The following is a 20,564-nucleotide window of genomic DNA, read 5'->3' as shown; positions in this document are numbered from 1 at the left end:
GGAAGGTTACTCGCCCGCCGCCGTATCGGCGCCCGCATCCACGTCGGCCGGCGCCTGGTCCTCGACCAGGCCGGCGGCGTTGATGGTGACCGGCACCGTATTGATCGCGGCCCCGTCGCGCAGGTTCTGCAATCCGTCGACGATCAGCCTGTCCCCCGGCGCCACCCCGTCCGTGACGATCCAGGCGTTCTGCCAGGTGCCCTGGGCGGTCAGGGTGACCTGCCGCGCCGTGTCGCCCTCGGCCACGAAGGCCGTCAACGCCCCGTCCGAGCCGCGCGAGGTGGCGCGCTGCGGCACCAGGATGGCCTGGGTTTCACCCAGGGTGATCGTCACCCGCAGGAACTGGCCGGGCAGGATAACCCGTTCTGGGTTGTCGAACTCGATGCGGAAATCGACGGTGCCGGTGGTGGTCGAAACCTCGCTGCGGGGGCTGACCATGCGGCCCGTGCTTTCGTAGGTGTCGCCGGTTTCCAGCACCAGCCCGATGTCCAGGTCATCCGTCCGCGTCAGGGACCCCTCCTCCAGCCGCTTGCGGACCCGCAGCATCCGGGCAGAGCTTTCCTGCACATCGACGTAGATCGGATCGATGGTGGTGACCGTGGTCAACGCCTGGGACTGGTTGGCCGTGACCAGCGCCCCTTCGGAGACCTGCGCCAGGTCGACGATGCCGGCAATCGGGCTGCGGATTTCGGTGCGTTCCAGATTCAGCCGGGCGGATTTCAGGCTCGATTCCGCAGCCTTCACCGAGGCCCGGGCCGAGGCCAGTTCCGCCCGCGCCTGATCCAGATCGGACTGGGTTGACCCCACGCCCTCCAGCCGCTCGTAGCGGTCGACCTGGGCCTGGGCCGCGGTCTCGGTCGCCTGCGCGCTGGCCAGTTGCGCCTCCGCCGCGGCCAGCGCCACGTCGTAGGTGTCGGTTTCCAGCCGGAACAGCAGCTCGCCAGCCTCGACCCGGGTACCGGCACGATAGGGGATCTCCTCCACGAGGCCCTCGACGCGGGGGCGGATCTCGGTCTGGTCATGGGCCACGGCGCGCCCCGGCAGGACCACCTGGTAGGGGGCGGCGCCCATCTCCAGCGCGATCACGCCCACCTCGGTCGGGCCGCCGCCGCCGAATTGCGCCCAGGCGGGCACGGCGTGCAGCAGCAGACCAAGAGAGAGGAGCGTGGCCCCCAGGCGCCGGACCGGCCGGGCACCCTGGGGGCAGTGGATCGGGGCGGCGGACGTGCCGGAAGCAGGGCGGGGCATGAGATCTCCGAACTTCGAATTGCGTCCCGGCGGAACCACCGGAGGAAGATACGTGTGACGAGTGTTACGCGGCAGAATGACCTTTCCGTCGCGCCGATACTGCCCCGGACAGGAAATATTTTCGTGAACAGGCAGGTTTCGCCCGATCACGCGTCAGGCCACAGGCGCGGGGGCCCATCGTCGGCCCTGCGCCAACGGCAAAGGGGCGCCCCGCAGGACGCCCCCCTTTCTTTCAACGCCGGTCACGCTGCCGCGTGACCCGGATGGGCCAGATCATTCGCCCGGCACGGGTTCCAGCCCCGGCTCGTCATGGTGGTGATGTTCCTTCACCGGCCGCATGAAGAGGTTGGCGAAGAAGGCGACCACCAGCAGTGCGGCCATGCAGTACATGGTCGTGTTGTAGAGGCTGGGTGTGGGATCGACGGTGCCCGCCGGCGCGATCTCCATCAGCCGGGCGATGGTCACCGTCTTGGCCGCCACCAGTTGATCCAGCTGCGCCAGCGGCGCGCCGAAGGCCTGGGCGAAGGCATCCGGATCGACCTTGCCCGCCAGGTCCTGGATGGCGCTGGTCACCGACATCTGCCGCAGCGAGGTGATGGCCAGCGGCCCCAGAACACCCGCGGTGGACCAGGCGGTCAGCAGACGGCCATGGATGCCGCCAACATGCATGGTGCCAAACATATCCGCCAGGTAGGCCGGGATCGTGGCGAAGCCGCCGCCATACATCGAGAAGATGATCATCGTCGCCGCGTAGAAACCGATCAGGTAGATCAGCGCCGGGTTGGTCGCCACGGCAGAGGCGAAATAGGGGATCGACAGGTACAGAACCGTGCCCAGCACGAAGAAGCACATGTAGGTCGCCTTGCGCCCGATGTAGTCCGAGGTCGAGGCCCAGAAGAACCGCCCCACCATGTTGAAAACCGAGATCATCAGCACGTAGGTCGAGGCGAAGCCGGCGGTCACCACCAGCGGCATCACGGTGCCGAAAATCTCGGACATCATGGTCTTGGCCACGCCGATCACGCCGATCCCGGCGGTCACGTTCAGGCACAGCATCAGCCACAGCTGCCAGAACTGCGGCGTCTTCAGCGCCTGGTCGATATGCACGTGGTTCTGGCTGACCATGCCCGAGGCGACGGGTTTCGGGGTGAAGCCCTCGGGCTTCCAGTTGGCCGCCGGCACGCGGTACTGGAAGGCGGCGATCATCATGACGATGAAATAGACCACGCCCAGGGTGACGAAGGTCTGCGAGGCGCCGGTGTCGCCGGTGCCGACCGCGTAATACCCGGCCTCGCCGCCCATTGCGGCGACCTGCGCCGCATTGGCCAGCACGACCTCGATCTTGCCCGTCGCCGTTTCGGCGAAGACGCGGCCGTTCTCGGTGACCGTGGCGATGGCGTCCTGGGCGCCCACGAAGGTGGGCAGGGTGGCGTATTTCGCCAGCAGCCAGCCCTTCACCGGGGCCGCGATCATCGCGCCGCCGCCGAAGCCCATGATGGCCATGCCGGTGGCCATGCCGCGCCGGTCCGGGAACCAGCGGATCAGGGTTGAAACGGGTGAGACATAGCCCAGCCCCAGGCCACAGCCCCCCAGCACCCCGTAGCCGAGGTAGATCAGCCACAGCTGATGCGAGGTGATGCCGACCGAGCCGATGAGGAAGCCGCCGCCCCAGAGGAAGGCCGCCACGACGCCCACCATGCGCGGGCCCACGTCTTCCAGCCACTTGCCGGCGAAGGCCGCCGCCAGGCCAAGGAAGACGATGGCCACCGAGAAGATCCAGACAACGGACCCCAGGCTCCAGTCATCCGCCGCCGGGGCCACGACGCCCAACTGGCGGGTCAGCGCCGGGTTGAACACCGACCAGGCATAGACCGAGCCGATGCACAGGTGGATGGCGATGGAAGCGGGGGGTACCCGCCAGCGGTTATATCCCGGTTCGGCAACGATGTGGTCCTTGTACAGGAACCCCAGGGCGCTGCCCGCGCGCGCGTTGGACATGATTTTTCCTCCCGTTCTTTCGTGTCCGGCCCGGTCCCCGGGGGGCGGGCCTGATGCGTCACGCCGGCGGTCCCCCTCCTCCGGCGGGACGGTCGGCGCGGGCCACCTGTGCGGCGGCCTCGGGATGGTTTTGGCGGAAATTCCCTTGAACAGTCAAATGGAATAATTAACTAGATCAATGGCTTGCAATATCCCCACTGGACACATTGACACTGGGCAGGCGGGCATCGAAAGCAGAGTGGGACATTCTGTCCGACCACACTCACCACGCCCCCGATGATCGGGACATTCTGTCCCGATCAGGCGTTTTCGGCACGCGGCAGGAAAATCCGGAAGGCACTGCCCTGCCCCGGGGTTGATCGCGCGGTGATCCGACCGCCGGCGCGACTCACCAGGGTCTGGCAGATCGACAGGCCCAGCCCCGTGCCCTCCGCCCGCTTGGTGGTGAAGAACGGGTCGAAGATCCGTGTCAGGATTTCGGGCGGAATGCCGGTGCCGGTGTCCTCCACCAGCAGGATGAGACCCGCCTGCCCCTCCTCCCTGTCCTCCCGCACGGAGAGACGCAGCACACCGCCCTGCGGCATGGCATGGACCGCGTTCAGCACCAGGTTCACCACCACCTGTTGCAGCTCGGTCCGGGCCATCAGCACCCGCGCCTCGCTGTCGAGATCCGTCTCTACCGTCACCCGCGCGGCCTCGCACTGGCGCCGGGTCAGCACCAGGCAATCGCGCACCACCTCCGCCGGGGAAATCACGTTGGCGGCGCCCGAATATTCCTCCGGCCGGGCGAACTGCAGCAGTTTCGAGACGATGGCACCGATGCGATAGACCTGATCGTCGATCAGGCGGAACTCGGTCTCCACCCGCGCGGCCTCGTCTTCCAGCAGGGTGCGGGCGACCTCCAGGTTGCCCTGGATGACGGCGATGGGATTGTTGATCTCATGGGCGACGGAGGCGGTGATCTCCCCCACGGCGGCCAGCTTTTCCGACATGATCAGGCGTTCGGTGGTCTTTTCCAGCTCCGCCTTGGCGCGGCGCAGGTCGGCGGTGCGCGCCTCCACCTTCTGCTCCAGGCTCTCGCCCCAGTCGCGCAGCTGGCGGTCACGTTCCTGCACCTGGTCCAGCAGGTCATCCAGATGCCCGGCGACCTGGGCGATCTCGCCGCTGTCGCCCGCCGGGCCGTTGCGCGCCGACAGGTCCCCCGCCTCCACCCGGGCGATGGTGCGCGTCATCCGTTCCAGCGGGCGGAAGATGCGCCCGGCCCAGCTGAGGAAGATCGGCACCGACAGCGCGGCGATCAGCAGGAACAGCGCGACGACGGTCAGGGCCGAGGTCAGCTTCGCCTGGCGAAACGGGGTCTCCAGGAAGCCCACGTAGAGCATCCCCACCCGCTCGCCCCGGCTGTCGACGATAGGTTCATAGGCCGAGATGTACCAGTCGTTGACGACGAAGGCCCGGTCGAGCCAGGTCTGCCCCTCGGCCAGCACCCGGTCCCGCACCGCCGCCGAGACCCGGGTGCCCAGGGCGCGCACGTTCTCGAACAGACGCACGTTGGTCGAGATGCGCACGTCATCCAGAAACAGCGTGGCGGTGCCCTGGCTGCCCTCGGGCAGGCTCTGTTCGCGGTAGACCAGCGCGTTGATCGTGTCGATGAAGCCGAGGTTGCGGTTCAGCAGGCGCCCGCCCACCAGGGCGGCGGCGCGCCCGTCGGGCAGGGTGACGGGAGCGGCGGAGTGGATGACCATGCCGCGCGTCTCGACCTCCTGCTGCGTCGGCCGGGCGGCGCGGGTCGGCACAAGGCGAATCGCGGCGCGCTCGGCCAGGCCGGGCGCGCGGGCCTCCAGCGCCGCGGCGGACATGATATCGACGGCGCTTTGCGCCCGCCCCTGCAGGGCCTGGCGGACCACCGGCCAATCGCCATCGGTTTCACCCGTGCTGAGGTAGAGGAAATCCAGATCCTGCGCCGCCCGCGCCTCCGCCAGCAGGGCCGTGCGGGCCTCCGGCGCGTCCAGCACCGCGTCGAAGGCCACGGAGCCCGCCAGTGCCTCCAGCCGCTCGCCGGAGTTTTCCAGCAGCCGCCCCAGGTACTGATCGGCGATGGTCAGGTCACCGTTGACCTTGGTGATCAGGATGTCGTCGATCTTGCCCGACCAGCGCAGCATGGTGGAGCCCAGCATCATCGGCAGCAGCACCAGCATGGGCAGCAACGCGATCACCAGCAGGCGCATCCGCACCGAGCGGCGGATCCCCACGGCCACGGGTCAGAGGCCCCAGGCCGCGCATTTGCGGTCGATGGTCTTGCGCGACACGCCCAGGCGCCGGGCCGCCTCGGTCCGGTTGCCGCCCACGGCCTCCAGCGCGGTCAGGATCTGTCGCCGCTCCACCTCGTCCAGCGGCGCGATCTCCTCGCCGCGCGCGGGCGCCAGGGTTTCCAGCGGGAAGCGCCCGAAGATAAGCGAGCGTTCGATGAAGTTGCGCAGCTCGCGGATGTTGCCGGGCCAGTCGTGGCGCAGCATGGCGGCGCGGGTGGCGCTGTCGATGGTCAGCGGCGCCAGGCGCAGGCGCGCGCCCAGCTCCTCCAGGAACAGCTCCGCCAGTTCGATCACGTCGGTCTCGCGCCGCGACAGGGGCGGCATGCGCAGCTCCAGCACGTTGATGCGGAACAGCAGATCCTCGCGGAACCGTCCCTCGGCCACCTCGCGGGCCAGGTCCTTCGAGGTGGCCAGGACGAACCGCAGGTCCAGCTGCGTGTCGCGTTCCGTGCCGACGGGGCGGATCATCCCGTCCTCCAGCACCCGCAGCAGCGCGGTTTGCGCCGCGGGCCCCAACCCCGCGACCTCATCCAGGAAGACCGTGCCCCCCTGGGCGGAGGCCAGCAGCCCCTCGCGCCCCTCCCCCGCGCCCGGGAAAGCGCCCGGGGCATGGCCGAAGAGCTCCATCTCGATCATCTCGGCCGGAATCGCCCCGCAGGAAATCGGCACGAAGGGCCGCCCGGCGCGGTCGGAGATGTGATGCAGATGACGCGCCGCCACCTCCTTGCCGGTGCCCGAGGCGCCGGTGATGAGGACGGGCGTGTCGATATCCTTCAACCGGTCGAGCGTGGCGCGCACCTCCTCCAACGCGCGGGAGGCGCCGACCAGCTCATGCCGCCGCCGGCGCCCCAGGTCGGTGTTCTCAAGCTCGCGGCGCAACAGCGTGTTTTCGCGCCGCAGCGCCGCCATCTGCATGCAGCGCCGCACGGCGTTCAGCAGCTGGTTGGACCGGAAGGGTTTCAGCACGAAATCCGACGCGCCCGCGCGCATCGCCTCGATCGCCGTTTCCAGGTCGGCATAGGCGGTGACCATGATGGTGTCGGTGAACCCGCCACGCTCGCGCTGTTCGGCCAGCCAGTCGATGCCGGTCTGGCCGGGCATCATGTTGTCGAGAATCATGATGTCGAAATGCCGCTCCGCCAGGCAGGCGCCCGCCTGGGCCGCATCGGCGGCCTCGGCCACCTCACGGCAATAGGGGGTCAGCACCTTGACCAGGAAATTGCGCATGCCCGGTTCATCATCGACGACCAGCACCCGCGCCTCGCGCAGATGATCCGTCAGCGTGCCCTGGCCCGCCTCCCGTCGCTCCTCCACGATCTGCATCCCCCGGTCTCCTCTCCGTCCGGCAGCATAGGAGAGAGGCCGGGGCGCGATCCAGCCCTTTCCTGGGGAGCAAGGCAGCAAGGCTCAGCCGGGGCGAGTCGCGCCGTTCCGGTGACAAAGGCGGGCACGGGCCGCCGCACTCAGAGGTTTCGCGATCCCGGAGCGTGACACAAGGCGTAGGCCCCCACGCATCGCGACCCGGCACCCCCTTGTTTTCATGTATATATTTCCGGAACCCCCGGCGCGACTGCGGTTTGCCTCTACCGTTTTACGTTTTTGTCAAAAATCCTCTCGCAGCCCCTTGCACCTCCCCGGTCGAGACGATAGATCGTGCTTCACCGACGGGGCGACGCCCCAACGGAGATTGGCGCGGGGTGGAGCAGCCCGGTAGCTCGTCAGGCTCATAACCTGAAGGTCGTAGGTTCAAATCCTACCCCCGCAACCAACTTTACTTACAGTGACCCCGCCCATCCGGCGGGGTTTTGTTTGCGTCGAACGCTTAAGGGGTCCAGAAAGATCCCCGCGAACGTCGATCTCCACCTTGCCCTCCACCGGCGTCAGCACGAGATCTTCGAACAGCGTCCGGATGACATCGGCGGCCTCTGCGCGCTTCTCCTCACCCTCATCCCGCAGCACATCGTAGTGCGCTTGTACACGCGAGCGGTAGAACCTCGCCATCAAGGAATGCCGAAGGGGGCCGCGGCTGCCAGCAGGAACGCCGTGAGCTCTGCCTTTCGCGCCTCTATTGGCCGCCGCGCTCTTTCACTGCTTCGGCTGACAGGGCGTCCTTGAGGCAGAGATCCACCAACGTCTATTGCTTGCGACCGATCTTCCGGTCTCCCTGCGCTCCCAGAACGGCATGCGACGCCAGTTCAGCCCCATTATCGCTGACCACCATGCAGGGATAACTTCAGACTGCGCATCCTTTCAGGGCGGCAGTTCAGGCAAGTGGCAGGACGCCTTTCGCCGTCAGGCTTGCCGGAGCACCTCCAGCGCCTCTCGGTGCAGCGCAGGGGTTGCCGCGGCCAGGACGCGCCCGGTCGACGCCAGCGTCAGTGGTGCGCCCGACCAGTCGGTGATGACCCCGCCCGCCCCTTCAATCACCGGGACAAGAGGCAGGAAATCGTAGGGTTCCAGCCCGTCCTCAAGGATCAGGTCCACGTGGCCGGAGGCGAGCAGGCCGTAACTGTAGCAATCGCCACCGAACCGGCGGGCGGTGCAGGCGCGGCTCAACCGGTCGAAGTCAGCAAGGCCGTCAGGGGCGAACTGGTCCGGCGAAGTGGCAAAGAGAGTTGCCTGCGACAGCCTGCAGCCCTGCGTGGTGGCGCAGGGGCTGTCGTTCAGGTGGGTGGCCTCGCCCGCGCGTCCGATCCAGGTCTCCCCCAGAATCGGCATGTCGATCACACCCAGGATCGGAACGCCGTCCTCCAGCAGGGCAATGAGGGTGCCGAAAAGCGGCACGCCGGCGATGTAGCTTTTCGTGCCGTCGATCGGGTCTATCACCCACAGGTGCCGCGCGTCCGCATCGCGGCTGCCGAACTCCTCACCCAGGATGCCATGGCCGGGACAGGCCTCGTCCAGCACCTGTTTCATGGCGCGTTCGATGGCACGGTCGGCCAGAGTGACGGGGCTGAGATCGCTTTTGCGTTCCACCGCTAGCGGGGTGCGGAAATGCTGCCGGGCGAGCGGCCGGGCGGCGGCCAGCATGTCGCGCGCCACCGCTTCGTATCGGCCAAGGGGAGCGGTCATGCGGGGCGGCCCTCCGGCAGGTCGGGGGCCAGCAGGACATGGCCATGGTCGATCTGCTCGGCGATCTCGGGCGGCACGGCATCACTGACCAGCGTATCCACCTGGCCCCAGTCGCAAACATGGATCAGGCCCGATTTGCTGAACTTGCCGCTGTCCATCATCACCACCGTCTCGTCGGCGCGCTCGATCATCGCGCGCTTGAACTCCACTTCGAACAAGTCGAAATCCTGGCAGCCGCGCGCTGAGCCGGCGACCACCGACATGACGAAGTAGCTGGGTGTGAACCCGCCGAGATAGCTGATCGTGGCCGCTCCGGTCAGCGTGCGGTCGGCCTTGCGCAGCTCCCCGCCCGGCAGGATCACCCGGTGCTGCGCGTCCCCGGCGTTCAGGATCTGTGCAATCTCCATCGAGATGGTCAGGATGGTCATCGGCTCCCGTTGGGTCAGCTCGCGCGCCAGGAAGCAGGCGGTGGTGGAGTTGTCCAGCAGCAGAGTCGCGCCCTCGCGGATGTGGCGGGCAGTCTCGGCGGCAATTGCGGCCTTGGCTGACGCATTCTCTGACAGGCGTCGCTGGAAGGGTGGCTCGGTGCGCGGCATCGACAGACGCACACCGCCGTGGAATTTCTCCACCAGCCCGTCGGCCGAGAGGCTTTTCATGTCGCGCCGGATGGTTTCATCCGAGACGTCGAATTCCTCCGCCAGGAAGGTGATCGCCGCCTTCCCCCGCGCCTTCAGCAGCGCGAGGATCTGCTCTTGTCTGTGACTGCGTGCCATGTCCCCTCCGCTCAGTCTTGCGCGAGGATAGCGCGTCCGGTGCCGCGATCGAAGAGGCGCATCCGGCTCATGTCAAAATCCAGGCCCACCTCGTCGCCCGGCAGGGGCGCGCCCTGCACCGGGCTTTTCACCACCATGCGGTCGCCGCCCATGGCGACCTCGACCAGGGCCTCGGCGCCGATCAGCTCTCGGTGGGTGACGGTGGCGCGGGCCATGCCGCTGGCCGACAGGGTCACCTCTTCGGGGCGCAGCCCGATCAGCACCTCGGCGGGCAGGTCGCCGCCACGGGCCAGATCCGCGACAAAGGCGTCATGGCCCAGCTTGCCGCCCGCCGCCCGCGCCGGGAACAGCGCCATTTCGGGCGAGCCAATGAAGGTGGCGACAAAGGTGTTGGCGGGGTTCATGTAGATGTCCATCGGCGCGCCCACCTGTTGCAGGTATCCGTCCGACATCATGGCCACTCGGGTGCCCAGGGTCATCGCCTCGATCTGGTCGTGGGTCACGTAGATGACGGTCAGCCCCAACTCGGAATGCAGCCGCTTCAGCTCGGCCCGCATCCGGTTCCGCAGCTTGGCGTCCAGGTTCGACAGTGGCTCGTCAAAGAGGAAGACCTTGGGCTGGCGCACCAGGGCGCGGCCGATGGCGACGCGCTGACGCTCGCCCCCCGACAGCTCTTTCGGGCGGCGGTCCAGCAGGTCGGTGATCGACAGGATCTCGGCCGCCTCGCGGATGCGGGCGTCGATCTCTGCCTTGGACAGCTTGGTGGTCTTCAGCAGGCCGAAGGCCATGTTCCGGTAGGCGGTCATATGCGGGTAAAGCGCGTAGGACTGGAATACCATGGCGATGTCGCGCGCCTGGGGCTGGGCATCGGTCACATCCTGCCCGTCGATCAGCAACTGGCCCGAGGTGATTTCCTCCAGCCCGGCGATCATCCGCAGGGTGGTGGACTTGCCACAGCCCGAGGGGCCGACAAGCACCATGAACTCGCGGTCCTCGATGGTCAGGTCGATGTCATGCACGGTCTTCCGGTCGCCGTAGGACTTGCAGATCTGGTTCAGTTGGACGGTCGCCATTGGGGGCCTCCGGTCTGTGGCGTCACTTGACGCCGGTATGCATGAAGCTGTCGATGAAGCGGCGCTGGAAGATCACGAACAAGAGCAGCAGCGGCGAGACAACGATGGTGGTCCCGGCCATCAGCCGGGGCCAGTCGGCGCCGCTGTCGGCCTTGGCCAGCAGGCCCAGCCCGATCGGCAGGGTGCGGATGCCCTCGGAGTTGGTCACCAGCAGGGGCCACATGTAGTCGTTCCAGTGGGTCACGACCGAGATGATGCCGAAGGCAATCAGCGTCGGCTTCACCAGCGGCAGGTAGACATGCCAGAGGATCGACAGATGCCCGCAGCCATCCAAACGCGCGGCGTCCGACAGCTCGGCCGGCACCTGGCGGAAGCTTTGCCGCAGCATGAAGGTGCCGTAGCCCGAGGCGACGAACGGCACGATCATCGCCGGGATGGTGTTCACCAGCCCCATTTCGCGCAGGGTGACGAAGTTGGTCAGGAAGATCGCGTAGATCGGGAACATCACCTGCAACAGGAACAGGGTGAACAGCAGGTTCTTGCCCGGGAAACTCAGCCGGGCAAAGGCATAGGCGGCCAGGGTGATGGTCACCAGCTGTCCCGCCAGGATCGAGCCGGTCACGAGGACCGAGTTCACCAGATAGGTCCCGAAGGGCGCCACCGACAGGGTGCTGGGATAGTTCGAGAAGGTCAGCGACGCGGGCCAAAAGCCCGCGCTTTGGTCGAAAACCTCGGTCTGGGTCTTCAGCGAGGTCACCAGGATCCAGACCAGCGGGCTGAGCCACAGCAGGGCCAGCGGCAGCATGACGGCGTGCAGCCAGTTCTCGCGCAGCGTCTTTCGCCAGCGCGGTCGGCGCGCGGGCACCGTGGCGGCGGGGCGGTCTGCGGCGGGAGTCAGGGTCGCGTCGGACATCAGCGCTCTCCCAGATAGTGGACCCGGCGGCCCAGGGTGACGGACACCAGCCCGATGAAGCCCAGCACGGCGATCAGCAGCGCATTGGCCAGCGCCGAGGCATAACCGATGTCCTGATACTGGAAGCCGTTCTGGTAGATGTAATAGGTCAGCACGTTGGTGCTGTCGGCAGGCCCGCCCTGCGTCATGACATAGACGTAGTCGAAGATCTGGTAGCTGTGCAGCGTGCCGATGATGATGACGAAATAGAGGGTGGGCGAGACCAGCGGCACGGTGATGTGGATCAGCCGGTGCCAGCCGCTGACCCCGTCCAGCCGCGCCGCTTCGTAAAGGTCCGAAGGCACCAGTTTCAGCGCCGCCAGCAGGATCAGCATGAAGTAGCCCGAGTATTTCCAGATGCTCATTATGACGATGGCGGGCAGCGCCCAGTCGCTGTCGTACAGCCAGTCCAGCCGGGGCAAGCCCAGGGTCGTCAGCGCCGCGTTGATGGGACCGTAGCCCGGCGCGTAGAGGAAGACCCAGAGCATGCCCGCGGCCACCGAGGGGATCATCACCGGATAGAAGAAGGCCGAGCGATAGATCGCCATCCCCCGCAGCTTGCTGTCCATCGCCACCGCCAGCAGCAAGGCCACGATGATCGACAGGGGGATTGTCGTCAGCGTGTAGAAGGCGGTGTTGCCCAGCACCTTCCAGAACAGCCGGTCATCCAGCAGGCGCAGATAGTTTTCCGCCCCCAGCCAGAAGATCTCGGGATCGCCCAGCAGGACGTCATGCAGGCTGAACCAGACCGACCGGATGATCGGCCAGTAGGTGAAGACGGCCAGGAAGATCAGCGATGGCAGCAGCAGCGCATAGGCCAGCAACATCTCGTTCCGGCGCGCGCGGGCGAAGGATGACGACATTTGGAACCCTCGGAAACAGGTACGAGGAGGCGAGCCAGGCGGCCCGCCTCCCCCAGGTCATGTAGCGGGATCAGCCCTGACGACGCTGGACGCGCTGGATCTCGCGGTTGGTATCGGCAGTGGCCGTGGTCAGCGCCGCCTCGGGGGCAATCTCGCCCGCCAGGGTGCGGTCGATGGCGCTTTTCAGGTTGTCGCGGGCGCGGGAATAGGCCGGAACCTGAAGGAAGGCGCCCGAGTATTCGGCCTGTTTCATCGCCACTTCGGCCTGCGGCACCTCCGCAAGGTACTGCTGCATCTCGGGCTGCTGCCACGACGATTTGCGCACGGCCAGATAGCCGGTCGCGCGGCTCCAGGCGGCCTGGTTCTCGGTGTTGGTCATCCAGCGTGCGAAGGTCCAGGCGGCCTCTTTCTTGGCGTCCGACTGGTTCTTGGCAATCATGATGGGGCCGCCCCCTTGCGAGGCGCCGAACTGCTTGCGCTTCGGCATGAAGGCCACGCCGACCTCGAAGGGCGAGGAGGTGCGCAGGTTGGTCAGCGAGCCGGTCGAGTGGTAGAGCATCGCGGTGGAGCCGGCCATGAAGTCGTTCGCCGAGCCCTGCCAGGTCGAGGCCGGGGCCATGCAGCCCGCGTCGACCATCTTCTTCCAGAACTCCAGCGCCTCGATCGCCTCGGGGCGATCCCACAGCACCTTGTCGGCCTCCCAGGGCACCAGGCCGTTCTGACGGCAATAGCCCTCGAACATCCAGTCGTGCCAGCCGCCGCCGATGGTCAGGCCCCAGCGTTTCAGCGCGTCACCATCGCGGATGGTCAGCGCCTGGGCGGCGGTCATCAGCTCGTCCCAGGTGACGGGGGCGTCGCCCAGACCTGCCTCGGCGAAGGCGTCCTTGTTGTAGTACAGCACCGGGGTCGAGGGCTGGTAGGACAGGCCGTAAAGGCGCCCGTCGGACACGGCGGTATCCAGGAAGCCACCGATGAAATCGTCATAGATATCGTCGGCCTTGGCCTGTTCGGTGATGTCTTCCAGCGCGTCCAGACCCAGGAAGGTCTGCAGCGACGAGTTGATCGGCAGCCACAGCGCCGGCGGTTCGCCCACACCCAGCGAGGTGATCACCTTCTGCTCGGTATTGTCGTAAGAGCCCGCGTAGATCGCTTCGACCTCGACGCCATCGTGGGTCGCGTTGAACTCGGCGATCATGTTGGAAATGATCGTGTTGATATCGCCGGAGACGCCCACGGGATACATGAACTGCAGTTTGACGGTGTCGTTGGCGCGTGCCGGGGTCAGGATACCGGGCATGGCGCTGACGAAGGGTGCCGCGAGACCGGTGGCCAGCAGGCGACGGCGCATCATGTTGGGTTTTGTGGACTTCATGCCTTTAAAACTCCTTAATGTGGTTTTCTGGTCGTACTTCAGTGCCGCGCCATCCGTGACCTCACAGATCCTGGCGCCGTGAACCTTCCATTATGGGCAGAAAGTCACAGGTTTATGACCATCGCACCGCTCCTCTCAGGATAAGCGGTACTTTTGACTCCTGTGGGGTTTGATTGCCCGAATTGTGGGTATTCTAGTGAATAGCGCGAGTACTTGACGCTTATCTTTGCGGTCAGGCGCCTAGTCTGCATATTATTGTGACTGAAATCGGTTAGATCAGCCGGCGAACCCTGCGGATTCCCCCGCAAATCCCAAGAGGTGCACATGGTGCTTGTTGCGCATATCACTGATTCCCACGTTCTGGCGGAGGGGCGCCTGCTGGCCGACCGCTTCGACACCGGCGCTGCCTTCGATCGGCTCGTGGCCAGCCTGGCGGCAGAGCCAGTTCAGCCCGACATGATCGTCTTCTCCGGCGACCTGGGGGAGGATGCGACGGCGGAGGAATACACCCATGTCGCAGCCGGCCTCCGCCGCCTGGGGCTTCCGGTGCTGGCAGTGCCGGGCAACCACGACAAGCGCGCGCCGATGCTGGCCGCGCTGCGCGACATGACGGGACAGACCGCTTCGGGCCATCTGTGTGTTCAGCGCGCGTTCGGCGCGCTGACCTTCCTCGGGCTCGACACGCTGGTCGAGGGGGCGCCGCATGGCGAGCTATGCCCGGAGCGTCTGACCTGGCTGGAGCAGGCGTTGCAAAGCTGCGCCGATCGTGACGTGGTCCTTATCCTGCATCACCCACCCATTACCACCGGGCTGCAGGACATGGACGGGATGGGGTTGCTGGTCGGGCGCGACAGGCTGGCCGAGTTGATCGCGCGCCACGGTCGGGTACGGGCGATCCTTTGCGGCCATATGCACCGGGCGATCACGGGCGGCTGCGGTGGCGCGCCAGTGCTGGTTGCGCCGTCTGCCTCGCACCAGATCGCCTTCGATCTGCGCAGCGGCGTCGCCTTCCGTTTCTCCGACGAGCCGCCGCAGTACATGATGCATCACTTTGCGCCCGACGGGGATCGGGTGTCCCACGTCGTGACCCTGGGGGACCGAGGCGCAGACCGGACGGGCTAGGCTATCCCGCCGGCTGGGTCAGTCGGCGCAGGCGGCCCGCTGCGCCAGCAGATCCTCCAGGTTCACCGGCTTGTAGCCGGTCTGTTCGACGCTGACGCAAAGGTGCCGGTCCGTCGGCGCTGGCCGGGTGTGCAGGTGCCCGTGGATGTTCAAGGTGAACCGGTCGGCCATCCCGCTACAACGGGACAGGTCCAGCGGCAGGTGCGTCAGGGCAAGCTTCGCGGCCGCGGTCACGTCCCAGAGCGAAATCGTCGCGAAAGCCGCGCGCAGCCTGTCATCCAGCGGGTTGTCGTGATTGCCAAGAATGAGGTGCTTCTGCCCCCGCAACCGCGGCAGGACACGCCAGCCCTCCCCCGCGTGGACATCACCAAGGTGCAGCACCCTATCATTCTCCGCGATGCGGTCATTCCACAGGTCGGCCAGGCAATCGTCCATCTGCCTCACGGTCTCGAACGGGCGGGCGACCTTCCCCGATGCCGGGCGGGCGCCGACCAGGCTGGTGTCGCCGAAATGGGTATCCGAGATGATCCAGGTCGTCATGGTCTGTTCCTTGGTCGTCTTCTGATGGCGGTGCGCGGGCAGGCGTGCGCCGAGGGTCTTCGGGGGCGTAAGGGGCGGCGGGACGCGCCGGCGTCAGTCTCGGCCCAGGGACTGGTCGCCCTCGGGCCTTGCGCCGCCGCGCATGCGCCGCGTCAGGTAGCGCGCCAGCTTGTCGGCAGCCGGCGCCAGGGTGCGCCCATGCAACTTCACCAGGCGGATGTTGGCGGGTTTCATCCGGCTGATCCGGATGAGGGAGACATTGGCCACCTCATCCTCCGTCTGCTCATACAGGGACAGGCCAAAGGTGATCAGGCCCGCGCTGCGGCAGGCACTGGCGATCGAGGCATAGGTGTTGCTTTCGACCGCCGGGTTCAGGAAGGTCTTTTCCCGGCTGGCGTGCTGGTCCAGCATCAGGCGCAGGCCCGAGCCTTGGGGCGGCAGGACGAACTGGTGCTGCGCGACCTCCGCCAGGCTGATCTCTGCCCGCCCGGCAAGCGGGTGGCTGGCAGAGACCACCGCGTAGATTTGCTGCTCGGCCTCGCCCAGCACCGACAGGTCCACGTGATCGGACAGGTTCAGGCACAGACCGATGTCCGACTGGTAGTCCTGGAGGTCCGACAGTGCCCGGGCCGAGGAGGAGTGGTTGATCGACACCGTGACCTTGGGGTTCTGCAACTGGAAGCGCGCCAGGTGCACGGGCAGGAAGCTTTCCAGCACCGACTGGCTGGCGCAGATGCGGACATGGCCGCTGGTTGCCTTGCGGATCGCCTGCAACTCGCCGCGGACCTTCTCGAATTCAGCCAGCTGGCTGCGAGCATAGACGGCCAGGTATTGCCCGGACGGGTTCAGGCGCAGACCTTTCGGCGTGCGTTCGAACAGTTCCACCCCGAACTGGGCCTCCAGCGCCAGGATCTTCCGGCTGAGCGCCGAGGGCGTCAGGGTCATGTGCTCCGCCGCCTTGCGGATGGAGCGAAAGCGGTCGATCGCATCGAGGATCTTGAGATCGTTGAGGCTCTGCATGGAATTTGCGCCTCAGGCCGAGAGCGGCACGACGGTCTCGCGCCGGACGGTCAGTTCGATCTCGCCGCTTTCGCTGGGGCGGGCGTCGGAGAAGAAGGTCAGTTCCTGGCCACGCGCCTCGACTTTCACCTCGAAGCGGCCGTCGATGAAAACCATGTCCTGCACCTTTGCCGTCACGTCGCCCCCCGCGGGGGCGACCTGCAAGGCGTTGCGGGGCAAAAGCAGCCAATCGTCGGTCCAGGGGCCGTCATCCAGGAAGGCGCGGGGCACGATGTTCCCGGCGTTGACGAAGCGCGCGATCCCCACGGTGCCGGGGCGGGTAAACACGTCCAGCGGCGCGCCGACCTGTTGGATCCGGCCGCCCTCCATGACGGCGATGCGATCCGACAGGATCTGCGCCTCGCGCCTGTCATGGGTGACGTTGATGCAGGTCAGGCCGAACTGTTTCGACAGCTTGCGGATCTCGTGGCCCAGGTCGTCGCGCAGGTTGCTGTCGAGGCTGGCCAGCGGCTCATCCAGCAGCAGCACCCGGGGCGAAAGGGCCAGGGCGCGAGCGATGCCGACGCGCTGGCGCTGGCCGCCGGACAACTGGCGCGGAGACTTACCCGCATGTTCGGCCATCTGGACCTGTTCCAGCACCTCGCGCACGCGCGCGGCCATTTCGGACTTCCGCCAGCCGGCGCTGCGCAGCGGAAAGGCGATGTTGTCGTCGATGCTCATATGCGGCCACAGCGCGTGGTCCTGGAAGACGAAGCCGAAGCGCCGCGCCTGGGTGGGCACGAAACGGCCTTGGGCGAGGTCATCCAGCACCGCGCCGTCGCAGGACAATTGCCCTGCATCCGCACGCTCCAGCCCGGCGATGATACGCAGCAGGGTGGACTTGCCGCAGCCTGAATGGCCCAGCAGGGTGACGAACTCGCCCTCGGCAATGTCCAGATCGATGCCCTTCAGGATCTCTGTCGGGCCGAAGCTCTTGCGCAGGGTCTGGATCTGGATCACGGGTTAACCTTTCAAGGAGCGCAGCCCGGCAAGGGCATTGCCCAGAGCGATGAAGCTGCCGGAGATGACGACGGACACCAGGCTCATCGCCATGGCGGTGCGGACGGAGCCCTGGTCGAACTGGTGGAAAACGAAGGTCGAGACGGTCTCGAACCCCGGCGGGGTCAACAGCAGCGAGGTGACCAGTTCCCGCGAGGCTATGGAGAAGACAATGAAGCCCGAGGCGACCGAAACGCCCAGCAGGGCCGGGCCGTTCACCCGCCAGATCACGCCAAGGTCGCTGGCGCCGTAGACCACGGCAGCGTCCTGCATCGACATCGGCAACTGGCGCAGGGTGCTGGTGATCATCCGCACCGGGTAGGGCAGCATGATGCAGGTGTAGGCCAGAAGCATCACCCACCATGTGTTGTAGGGCGTCCAGGGCCAGAACGCCTGATTCCACACCAGGATCAGGCCGACGGCCACGGTCATCGCGGGAATGGCGTTCGGCAGGGTCAGCAGGAAATCCAGCGGCCCCGACAGCACGGACTGCCAACGCACAATGAAGAAAGCCGCCAGCACGCCGATGGCGACCGTTACCACCGCGGTGATCGTGGCCAGGTGCAGGCTGGTGCCGATGGCGCTCAGGGCCTCTTCGTGGGTGGTGAACAGCTCGACGAAGGCGCCGAAGTTCAGGTTGGACCAGACGAGACCGCCCGACATCCGCTGCATCAGCGCGCTGATGAGGATCGACAGCAGGGGCAGGGCAACGCCGACGAAGGCCAGGGTGCCCAGGGCGAGATGACACAATGCGGTGCCAAGGGGGGTCCCCTGCGACTGTCCCGCCCGGGCCTGCACCTCGTCTACCGCCGTGGCGGTCCGACGGGTCATTTGCAGGTGCAGGGTATAGGCGCCCAGTGCGATGACGATCAGGATCAGCGACAGCACCGAAGCACCGGGGAGATCGATGGGCCAGTCGCTCAGCTTCTCATGGATGTAGGTGACGACGAAGTCGATGCCGACGCGGCGGCCCAGGATCTCTGCGGTGCCGAACTCCTCCACCGTCATGATGAAGACCAGCAGGTTGCTCGACACGATCGCGGTGCCGACGAGCGGCAGCAGGATGCGGAACAGCCGGCGGGGCGCGGAGCCGCCGAAGACGCGGGCAACTTCATCATAGCGCTGGCCGACGATCTGCAGCGCGCTGGAGGTGGTGAAATAGATGATCGGGAAGAGGTTCAGCGCCATCACCAGCACGATCCCGAAGAAGCTGTAGAGGACGGGGGCGAGGTTGAAGCCGAGGATCTGTTCGAGAAAACCGTTGCGCTGACCCAGCTGTATCCAGGCGAAGGAGCCGGTGAAGGGCGGGATCAGGAAGGGCACGAGGAAGGCGACGTCCCAGATCGCGCCGCGCCGTCCAGTTCTTGCCCGCAGGATCGCCGCAGTGACGGCCAGCAGGGTCGACAGGGCGCAGACCGCGACACCGAGAGAGACGGAGTTGACGACCGCCTGCACCAGGCGGGGGTCTTCCAGGTGCGGGGCGAGGTTTCCGAAGGCCCCGGTGAAGGACAGCTCGTTCAGCTTCGGGAAGATCGCGAAGAGGAGGATCGCCAGGATCGGCAGGACGACGATGACAAAGGCCAGGCCCATTGTCGCGAAGAAGAGGGAGGCGCGCAGCGCGCCTCCCGAGGGTTTTGCGGCAGTTGCGGACAACATGCCGTTACTCAACGGCGGCTTTGAAGGCAGCCTGGGTTTCGGCGGCCTCGGCCGCGGCCTTGGCATAGTCGAACTCGATCAGCGGCAGGGCATCCCAGCCGGGACGCTTGGCTTCGACATCGGTGCGCGCCGGCAGGATCATGCGGTCGGCGACCAGGGCCTGACCTTCGTCGGACAGCACGAAATCGACGAACTGCCTGGCCTCGTCGGGCTGGTCGGTGGTGGCGGGGATCATCATCGGACGCGGGGCCAGGACAGTGCCGTTTTCCGGGTAGACCACCTCGATCGCTTCACCCTTGGCCTTCTGGCCGATGGCAATGTAGTCGACGGCGCCGAAGACGACGCCGCGGGCGCCGGACAGCACGGGATTCAGCGCAGCAGCGTTGGCGCCGGGCACGATCATGCCGTTGTCGGCCAGATCGCCCAGCAGTTTCCAGGTGCCTTCGGCGTCCTGGGTGGCCAGACCCTGCACCAGAGACAGTGCGGCCCCCGATGCGGTCGGGTCGGGCATCGTCACAAGGTCCTTGTAGGCCGGATCGGTCAGGTCGGACCATTCCGCGGGCGCCGGCATGTCCAGGGTGGTGTTATAGACCATGGCGATGGCAGCGGCGCCCTGGGCCACATAGTCGTCGGCCTTCAGCGAGCCGGGCACGGTCTCGGCATTGGGAGAGGTGTAGGGCATCAGCTCACCAGCGCCGCTCAGGGTGATCGCATGGCCCCAGGAGGCGGAGATCAGCACATCGGCCTGCGGGTTGGCCTTTTCCGCCTCGTAGCGGGCCATGACCTTGCCGGAATTGGACTGGAACAGATTCACGGTGATGCCGGTCCTGGCGGTGAAAGCTTCGGCCAGCGCGGCGGACAGCGGTTTCGGCCCGGCGCTGTAGACGGTCAGATCATCGGCCGAGGCAGCAGAGGCGGCCATCAGGGCAAAGGCAGAGATCGCGAGCTTGCGGATCATTTTGGAATCTCCTTTGAGAACTCGAAGAGGTGAAAGCGGAAAAGGGGGTCGTCGCGCCTCTGCTATGCGAAACGGTGTGGGCCCGGGCAATGTGCGGCATCAGGCAATTCATGGGAAATCGTCCCGAATTACGGGACAAGATGCCGCGGCATTACCATGATATTGTAACGAATTATTAACATCTCTCGCCGATGCGCCATAAAAAATGTATATTTTATAGAACGTTGAGAGGGTCGGAGGTATAGCGCCTGAAGCGAGTAAGTCGTGTTCTGTACCATTTAATGTGACGGTTTTGTAAATCCGCTTGGCGACGGCACTGGGAATGTGGGCTGGATCGGAGGCCGGGTGTTTGATCCGGGTCTTGCGCCGCTTCCGGCCAGGAGTTCAGGCGCGATGCCTTTGTATTGCACCGCTTCTCGGAGCCAGTCCAAGTCGTAGCCCCGGTCGCCTAGGGTCAGGACTCATAGCCAGTAAATAACGAGGGCTGCGAGGGCGATGGCTGACAGGAAGACTTTCGGGCATCTGTCGTATCGGGTCGCCACACGCCGCCAATCCTTCAGCCTGCCG

At 66.2% G+C, this 20,564-nt stretch carries 17 protein-coding genes, 1 tRNA gene and 1 pseudogene; 2 read left to right on the top strand and 17 right to left on the bottom strand.

Translation table 11 applies throughout. From position 1 onward, the window contains the following. Positions 1-6 precede the first annotated feature (6 nt). The 4 genes from LC066_RS21150 to LC066_RS21135 all read right to left on the bottom strand — a co-directional run bounded on the left by LC066_RS21150 (position 7) and on the right by LC066_RS21135 (position 6,881). On the bottom strand, positions 7-1,248 hold the full coding sequence (locus LC066_RS21150) for an efflux RND transporter periplasmic adaptor subunit (protein ID WP_224903457.1): 1,242 nt from the start codon (positions 1,246-1,248) through the stop codon (positions 7-9). A gap of 273 nt (positions 1,249-1,521) precedes the next feature. After that, complete coding sequence (locus tag LC066_RS21145) at positions 1,522-3,246, bottom strand: OFA family MFS transporter (protein ID WP_224903454.1); 1,725 nt, start codon at positions 3,244-3,246, stop codon at positions 1,522-1,524. Between the two features lie 299 nt (positions 3,247-3,545). Continuing rightward, a complete protein-coding gene (locus tag LC066_RS21140) occupies positions 3,546-5,474 on the bottom strand; it encodes a cache domain-containing protein (protein WP_224903489.1) in 1,929 nt (642 codons plus the stop codon). A 33-nt stretch (positions 5,475-5,507) separates the two neighbouring features. Further along, on the bottom strand, positions 5,508-6,881 hold the full coding sequence (locus LC066_RS21135; protein WP_224903451.1) for a sigma-54-dependent transcriptional regulator: 1,374 nt from the start codon (positions 6,879-6,881) through the stop codon (positions 5,508-5,510). Between the two features lie 368 nt (positions 6,882-7,249). Here LC066_RS21135 and LC066_RS21130 point away from each other — a divergent pair. Next, positions 7,250-7,326 (top strand) — tRNA-Met (locus LC066_RS21130). On the opposite strand, the gene LC066_RS21125 is transcribed toward LC066_RS21130, so the two are convergent. The 7 genes from LC066_RS21125 to LC066_RS21095 form a co-directional block, all read right to left on the bottom strand. Further along, positions 7,305-7,559 (bottom strand): hypothetical protein, encoded by a 255-nt coding sequence (locus LC066_RS21125; RefSeq protein WP_224903448.1) that lies wholly within the window; start codon positions 7,557-7,559, stop codon positions 7,305-7,307. The two genes, LC066_RS21130 and LC066_RS21125, sit on opposite strands and share 22 nt — an antisense overlap. Before the next feature lie 291 nt (positions 7,560-7,850). Continuing rightward, on the bottom strand, positions 7,851-8,630 hold the full coding sequence (hisN, locus tag LC066_RS21120; RefSeq protein ID WP_224903446.1) for a histidinol-phosphatase: 780 nt from the start codon (positions 8,628-8,630) through the stop codon (positions 7,851-7,853). Further along, on the bottom strand, positions 8,627-9,403 hold the full coding sequence (locus LC066_RS21115) for a DeoR/GlpR family DNA-binding transcription regulator (RefSeq protein ID WP_224903443.1): 777 nt from the start codon (positions 9,401-9,403) through the stop codon (positions 8,627-8,629). Before LC066_RS21115 ends, hisN begins: the two co-directional genes overlap by 4 nt. 11 nt (positions 9,404-9,414) lie before the next feature. After that, positions 9,415-10,476, bottom strand: a complete 1,062-nt coding sequence (locus tag LC066_RS21110) for an ABC transporter ATP-binding protein (protein WP_224903440.1) — start codon at positions 10,474-10,476, stop codon at positions 9,415-9,417. Between the two features lie 22 nt (positions 10,477-10,498). Further along, the gene (locus tag LC066_RS21105) at positions 10,499-11,389 is read right to left on the bottom strand and encodes a carbohydrate ABC transporter permease (protein ID WP_224903438.1); all 891 of its coding nucleotides are present in this window, start codon (positions 11,387-11,389) and stop codon (positions 10,499-10,501) included. Continuing rightward, a complete protein-coding gene (locus LC066_RS21100) occupies positions 11,389-12,291 on the bottom strand; it encodes a carbohydrate ABC transporter permease (RefSeq protein ID WP_224903435.1) in 903 nt (300 codons plus the stop codon). The genes LC066_RS21105 and LC066_RS21100 overlap by 1 nt, the downstream gene beginning before the upstream one ends. A gap of 70 nt (positions 12,292-12,361) precedes the next feature. Beyond that, entirely contained in the window at positions 12,362-13,663 is a 1,302-nt protein-coding gene (locus tag LC066_RS21095) for an ABC transporter substrate-binding protein (RefSeq protein ID WP_224903432.1), read from the bottom strand. Positions 13,664-13,987: 324 nt separating this feature from the next. On the opposite strand from LC066_RS21095, the gene LC066_RS21090 reads away from it, so the two are divergent. Further along, positions 13,988-14,785 (top strand): phosphodiesterase, encoded by a 798-nt coding sequence (locus tag LC066_RS21090; RefSeq protein ID WP_224903429.1) that lies wholly within the window; start codon positions 13,988-13,990, stop codon positions 14,783-14,785. An 18-nt stretch (positions 14,786-14,803) separates the two neighbouring features. Here LC066_RS21090 and LC066_RS21085 read toward each other — a convergent pair whose 3' ends face one another. The 6 genes and pseudogenes from LC066_RS21085 to LC066_RS21060 form a co-directional block, all read right to left on the bottom strand. After that, entirely contained in the window at positions 14,804-15,325 is a 522-nt protein-coding gene (locus LC066_RS21085; RefSeq protein WP_224903426.1) for a metallophosphoesterase, read from the bottom strand. A gap of 93 nt (positions 15,326-15,418) precedes the next feature. Further along, a complete protein-coding gene (locus tag LC066_RS21080; RefSeq protein WP_224903423.1) occupies positions 15,419-16,345 on the bottom strand; it encodes a LysR family transcriptional regulator in 927 nt (308 codons plus the stop codon). Positions 16,346-16,357: 12 nt separating this feature from the next. Beyond that, on the bottom strand, positions 16,358-17,344 hold the full coding sequence (locus LC066_RS21075) for an ABC transporter ATP-binding protein (RefSeq protein WP_224903420.1): 987 nt from the start codon (positions 17,342-17,344) through the stop codon (positions 16,358-16,360). 3 nt (positions 17,345-17,347) lie between these two features. Continuing rightward, complete coding sequence (locus LC066_RS21070) at positions 17,348-19,039, bottom strand: ABC transporter permease (RefSeq protein WP_224903416.1); 1,692 nt, start codon at positions 19,037-19,039, stop codon at positions 17,348-17,350. Between the two features lie 4 nt (positions 19,040-19,043). Continuing rightward, complete coding sequence (locus tag LC066_RS21065) at positions 19,044-19,997, bottom strand: ABC transporter substrate-binding protein (RefSeq protein WP_224903413.1); 954 nt, start codon at positions 19,995-19,997, stop codon at positions 19,044-19,046. 461 nt (positions 19,998-20,458) lie between these two features. Further along, positions 20,459-20,564 (bottom strand): annotated as a pseudogene (locus tag LC066_RS21060) (IS5/IS1182 family transposase); the annotation flags it as partial.

Source organism: Pseudooceanicola marinus, from assembly GCF_020177265.1.
In the GTDB taxonomy this organism is placed as follows: Bacteria; Pseudomonadota; Alphaproteobacteria; order Rhodobacterales; family Rhodobacteraceae; genus Pseudooceanicola; species Pseudooceanicola marinus_A.
The sequence above is the reverse complement of the archived record's forward strand: the minus strand, read 5'-3'. Positions and strand labels throughout refer to the sequence as shown.

What these genes read in the sequence shown, in the direction of transcription:
- LC066_RS21150 (WP_224903457.1), bottom strand. Translation starts at nt 1,248, where the DNA reads ATGCCCCGCCCTGCTTCCGGCACGTCCGCCGCCCCGATCCACTGCCCC.
- LC066_RS21145 (WP_224903454.1), bottom strand. Translation starts at nt 3,246, where the DNA reads ATGTCCAACGCGCGCGCGGGCAGCGCCCTGGGGTTCCTGTACAAGGAC.
- LC066_RS21140 (WP_224903489.1), bottom strand. Translation starts at nt 5,474, where the DNA reads ATGCGCCTGCTGGTGATCGCGTTGCTGCCCATGCTGGTGCTGCTGCCG.
- LC066_RS21135 (WP_224903451.1), bottom strand. Translation starts at nt 6,881, where the DNA reads ATGCAGATCGTGGAGGAGCGACGGGAGGCGGGCCAGGGCACGCTGACG.
- LC066_RS21125 (WP_224903448.1), bottom strand. Translation starts at nt 7,559, where the DNA reads ATGGCGAGGTTCTACCGCTCGCGTGTACAAGCGCACTACGATGTGCTG.
- hisN (WP_224903446.1), bottom strand. Translation starts at nt 8,630, where the DNA reads ATGACCGCTCCCCTTGGCCGATACGAAGCGGTGGCGCGCGACATGCTG.
- LC066_RS21115 (WP_224903443.1), bottom strand. Translation starts at nt 9,403, where the DNA reads ATGGCACGCAGTCACAGACAAGAGCAGATCCTCGCGCTGCTGAAGGCG.
- LC066_RS21110 (WP_224903440.1), bottom strand. Translation starts at nt 10,476, where the DNA reads ATGGCGACCGTCCAACTGAACCAGATCTGCAAGTCCTACGGCGACCGG.
- LC066_RS21105 (WP_224903438.1), bottom strand. Translation starts at nt 11,389, where the DNA reads ATGTCCGACGCGACCCTGACTCCCGCCGCAGACCGCCCCGCCGCCACG.
- LC066_RS21100 (WP_224903435.1), bottom strand. Translation starts at nt 12,291, where the DNA reads ATGTCGTCATCCTTCGCCCGCGCGCGCCGGAACGAGATGTTGCTGGCC.
- LC066_RS21095 (WP_224903432.1), bottom strand. Translation starts at nt 13,663, where the DNA reads ATGAAGTCCACAAAACCCAACATGATGCGCCGTCGCCTGCTGGCCACC.
- LC066_RS21090 (WP_224903429.1), top strand. Translation starts at nt 13,988, where the DNA reads ATGGTGCTTGTTGCGCATATCACTGATTCCCACGTTCTGGCGGAGGGG.
- LC066_RS21085 (WP_224903426.1), bottom strand. Translation starts at nt 15,325, where the DNA reads ATGACGACCTGGATCATCTCGGATACCCATTTCGGCGACACCAGCCTG.
- LC066_RS21080 (WP_224903423.1), bottom strand. Translation starts at nt 16,345, where the DNA reads ATGCAGAGCCTCAACGATCTCAAGATCCTCGATGCGATCGACCGCTTT.
- LC066_RS21070 (WP_224903416.1), bottom strand. Translation starts at nt 19,039, where the DNA reads ATGTTGTCCGCAACTGCCGCAAAACCCTCGGGAGGCGCGCTGCGCGCC.
- LC066_RS21065 (WP_224903413.1), bottom strand. Translation starts at nt 19,997, where the DNA reads ATGATCCGCAAGCTCGCGATCTCTGCCTTTGCCCTGATGGCCGCCTCT.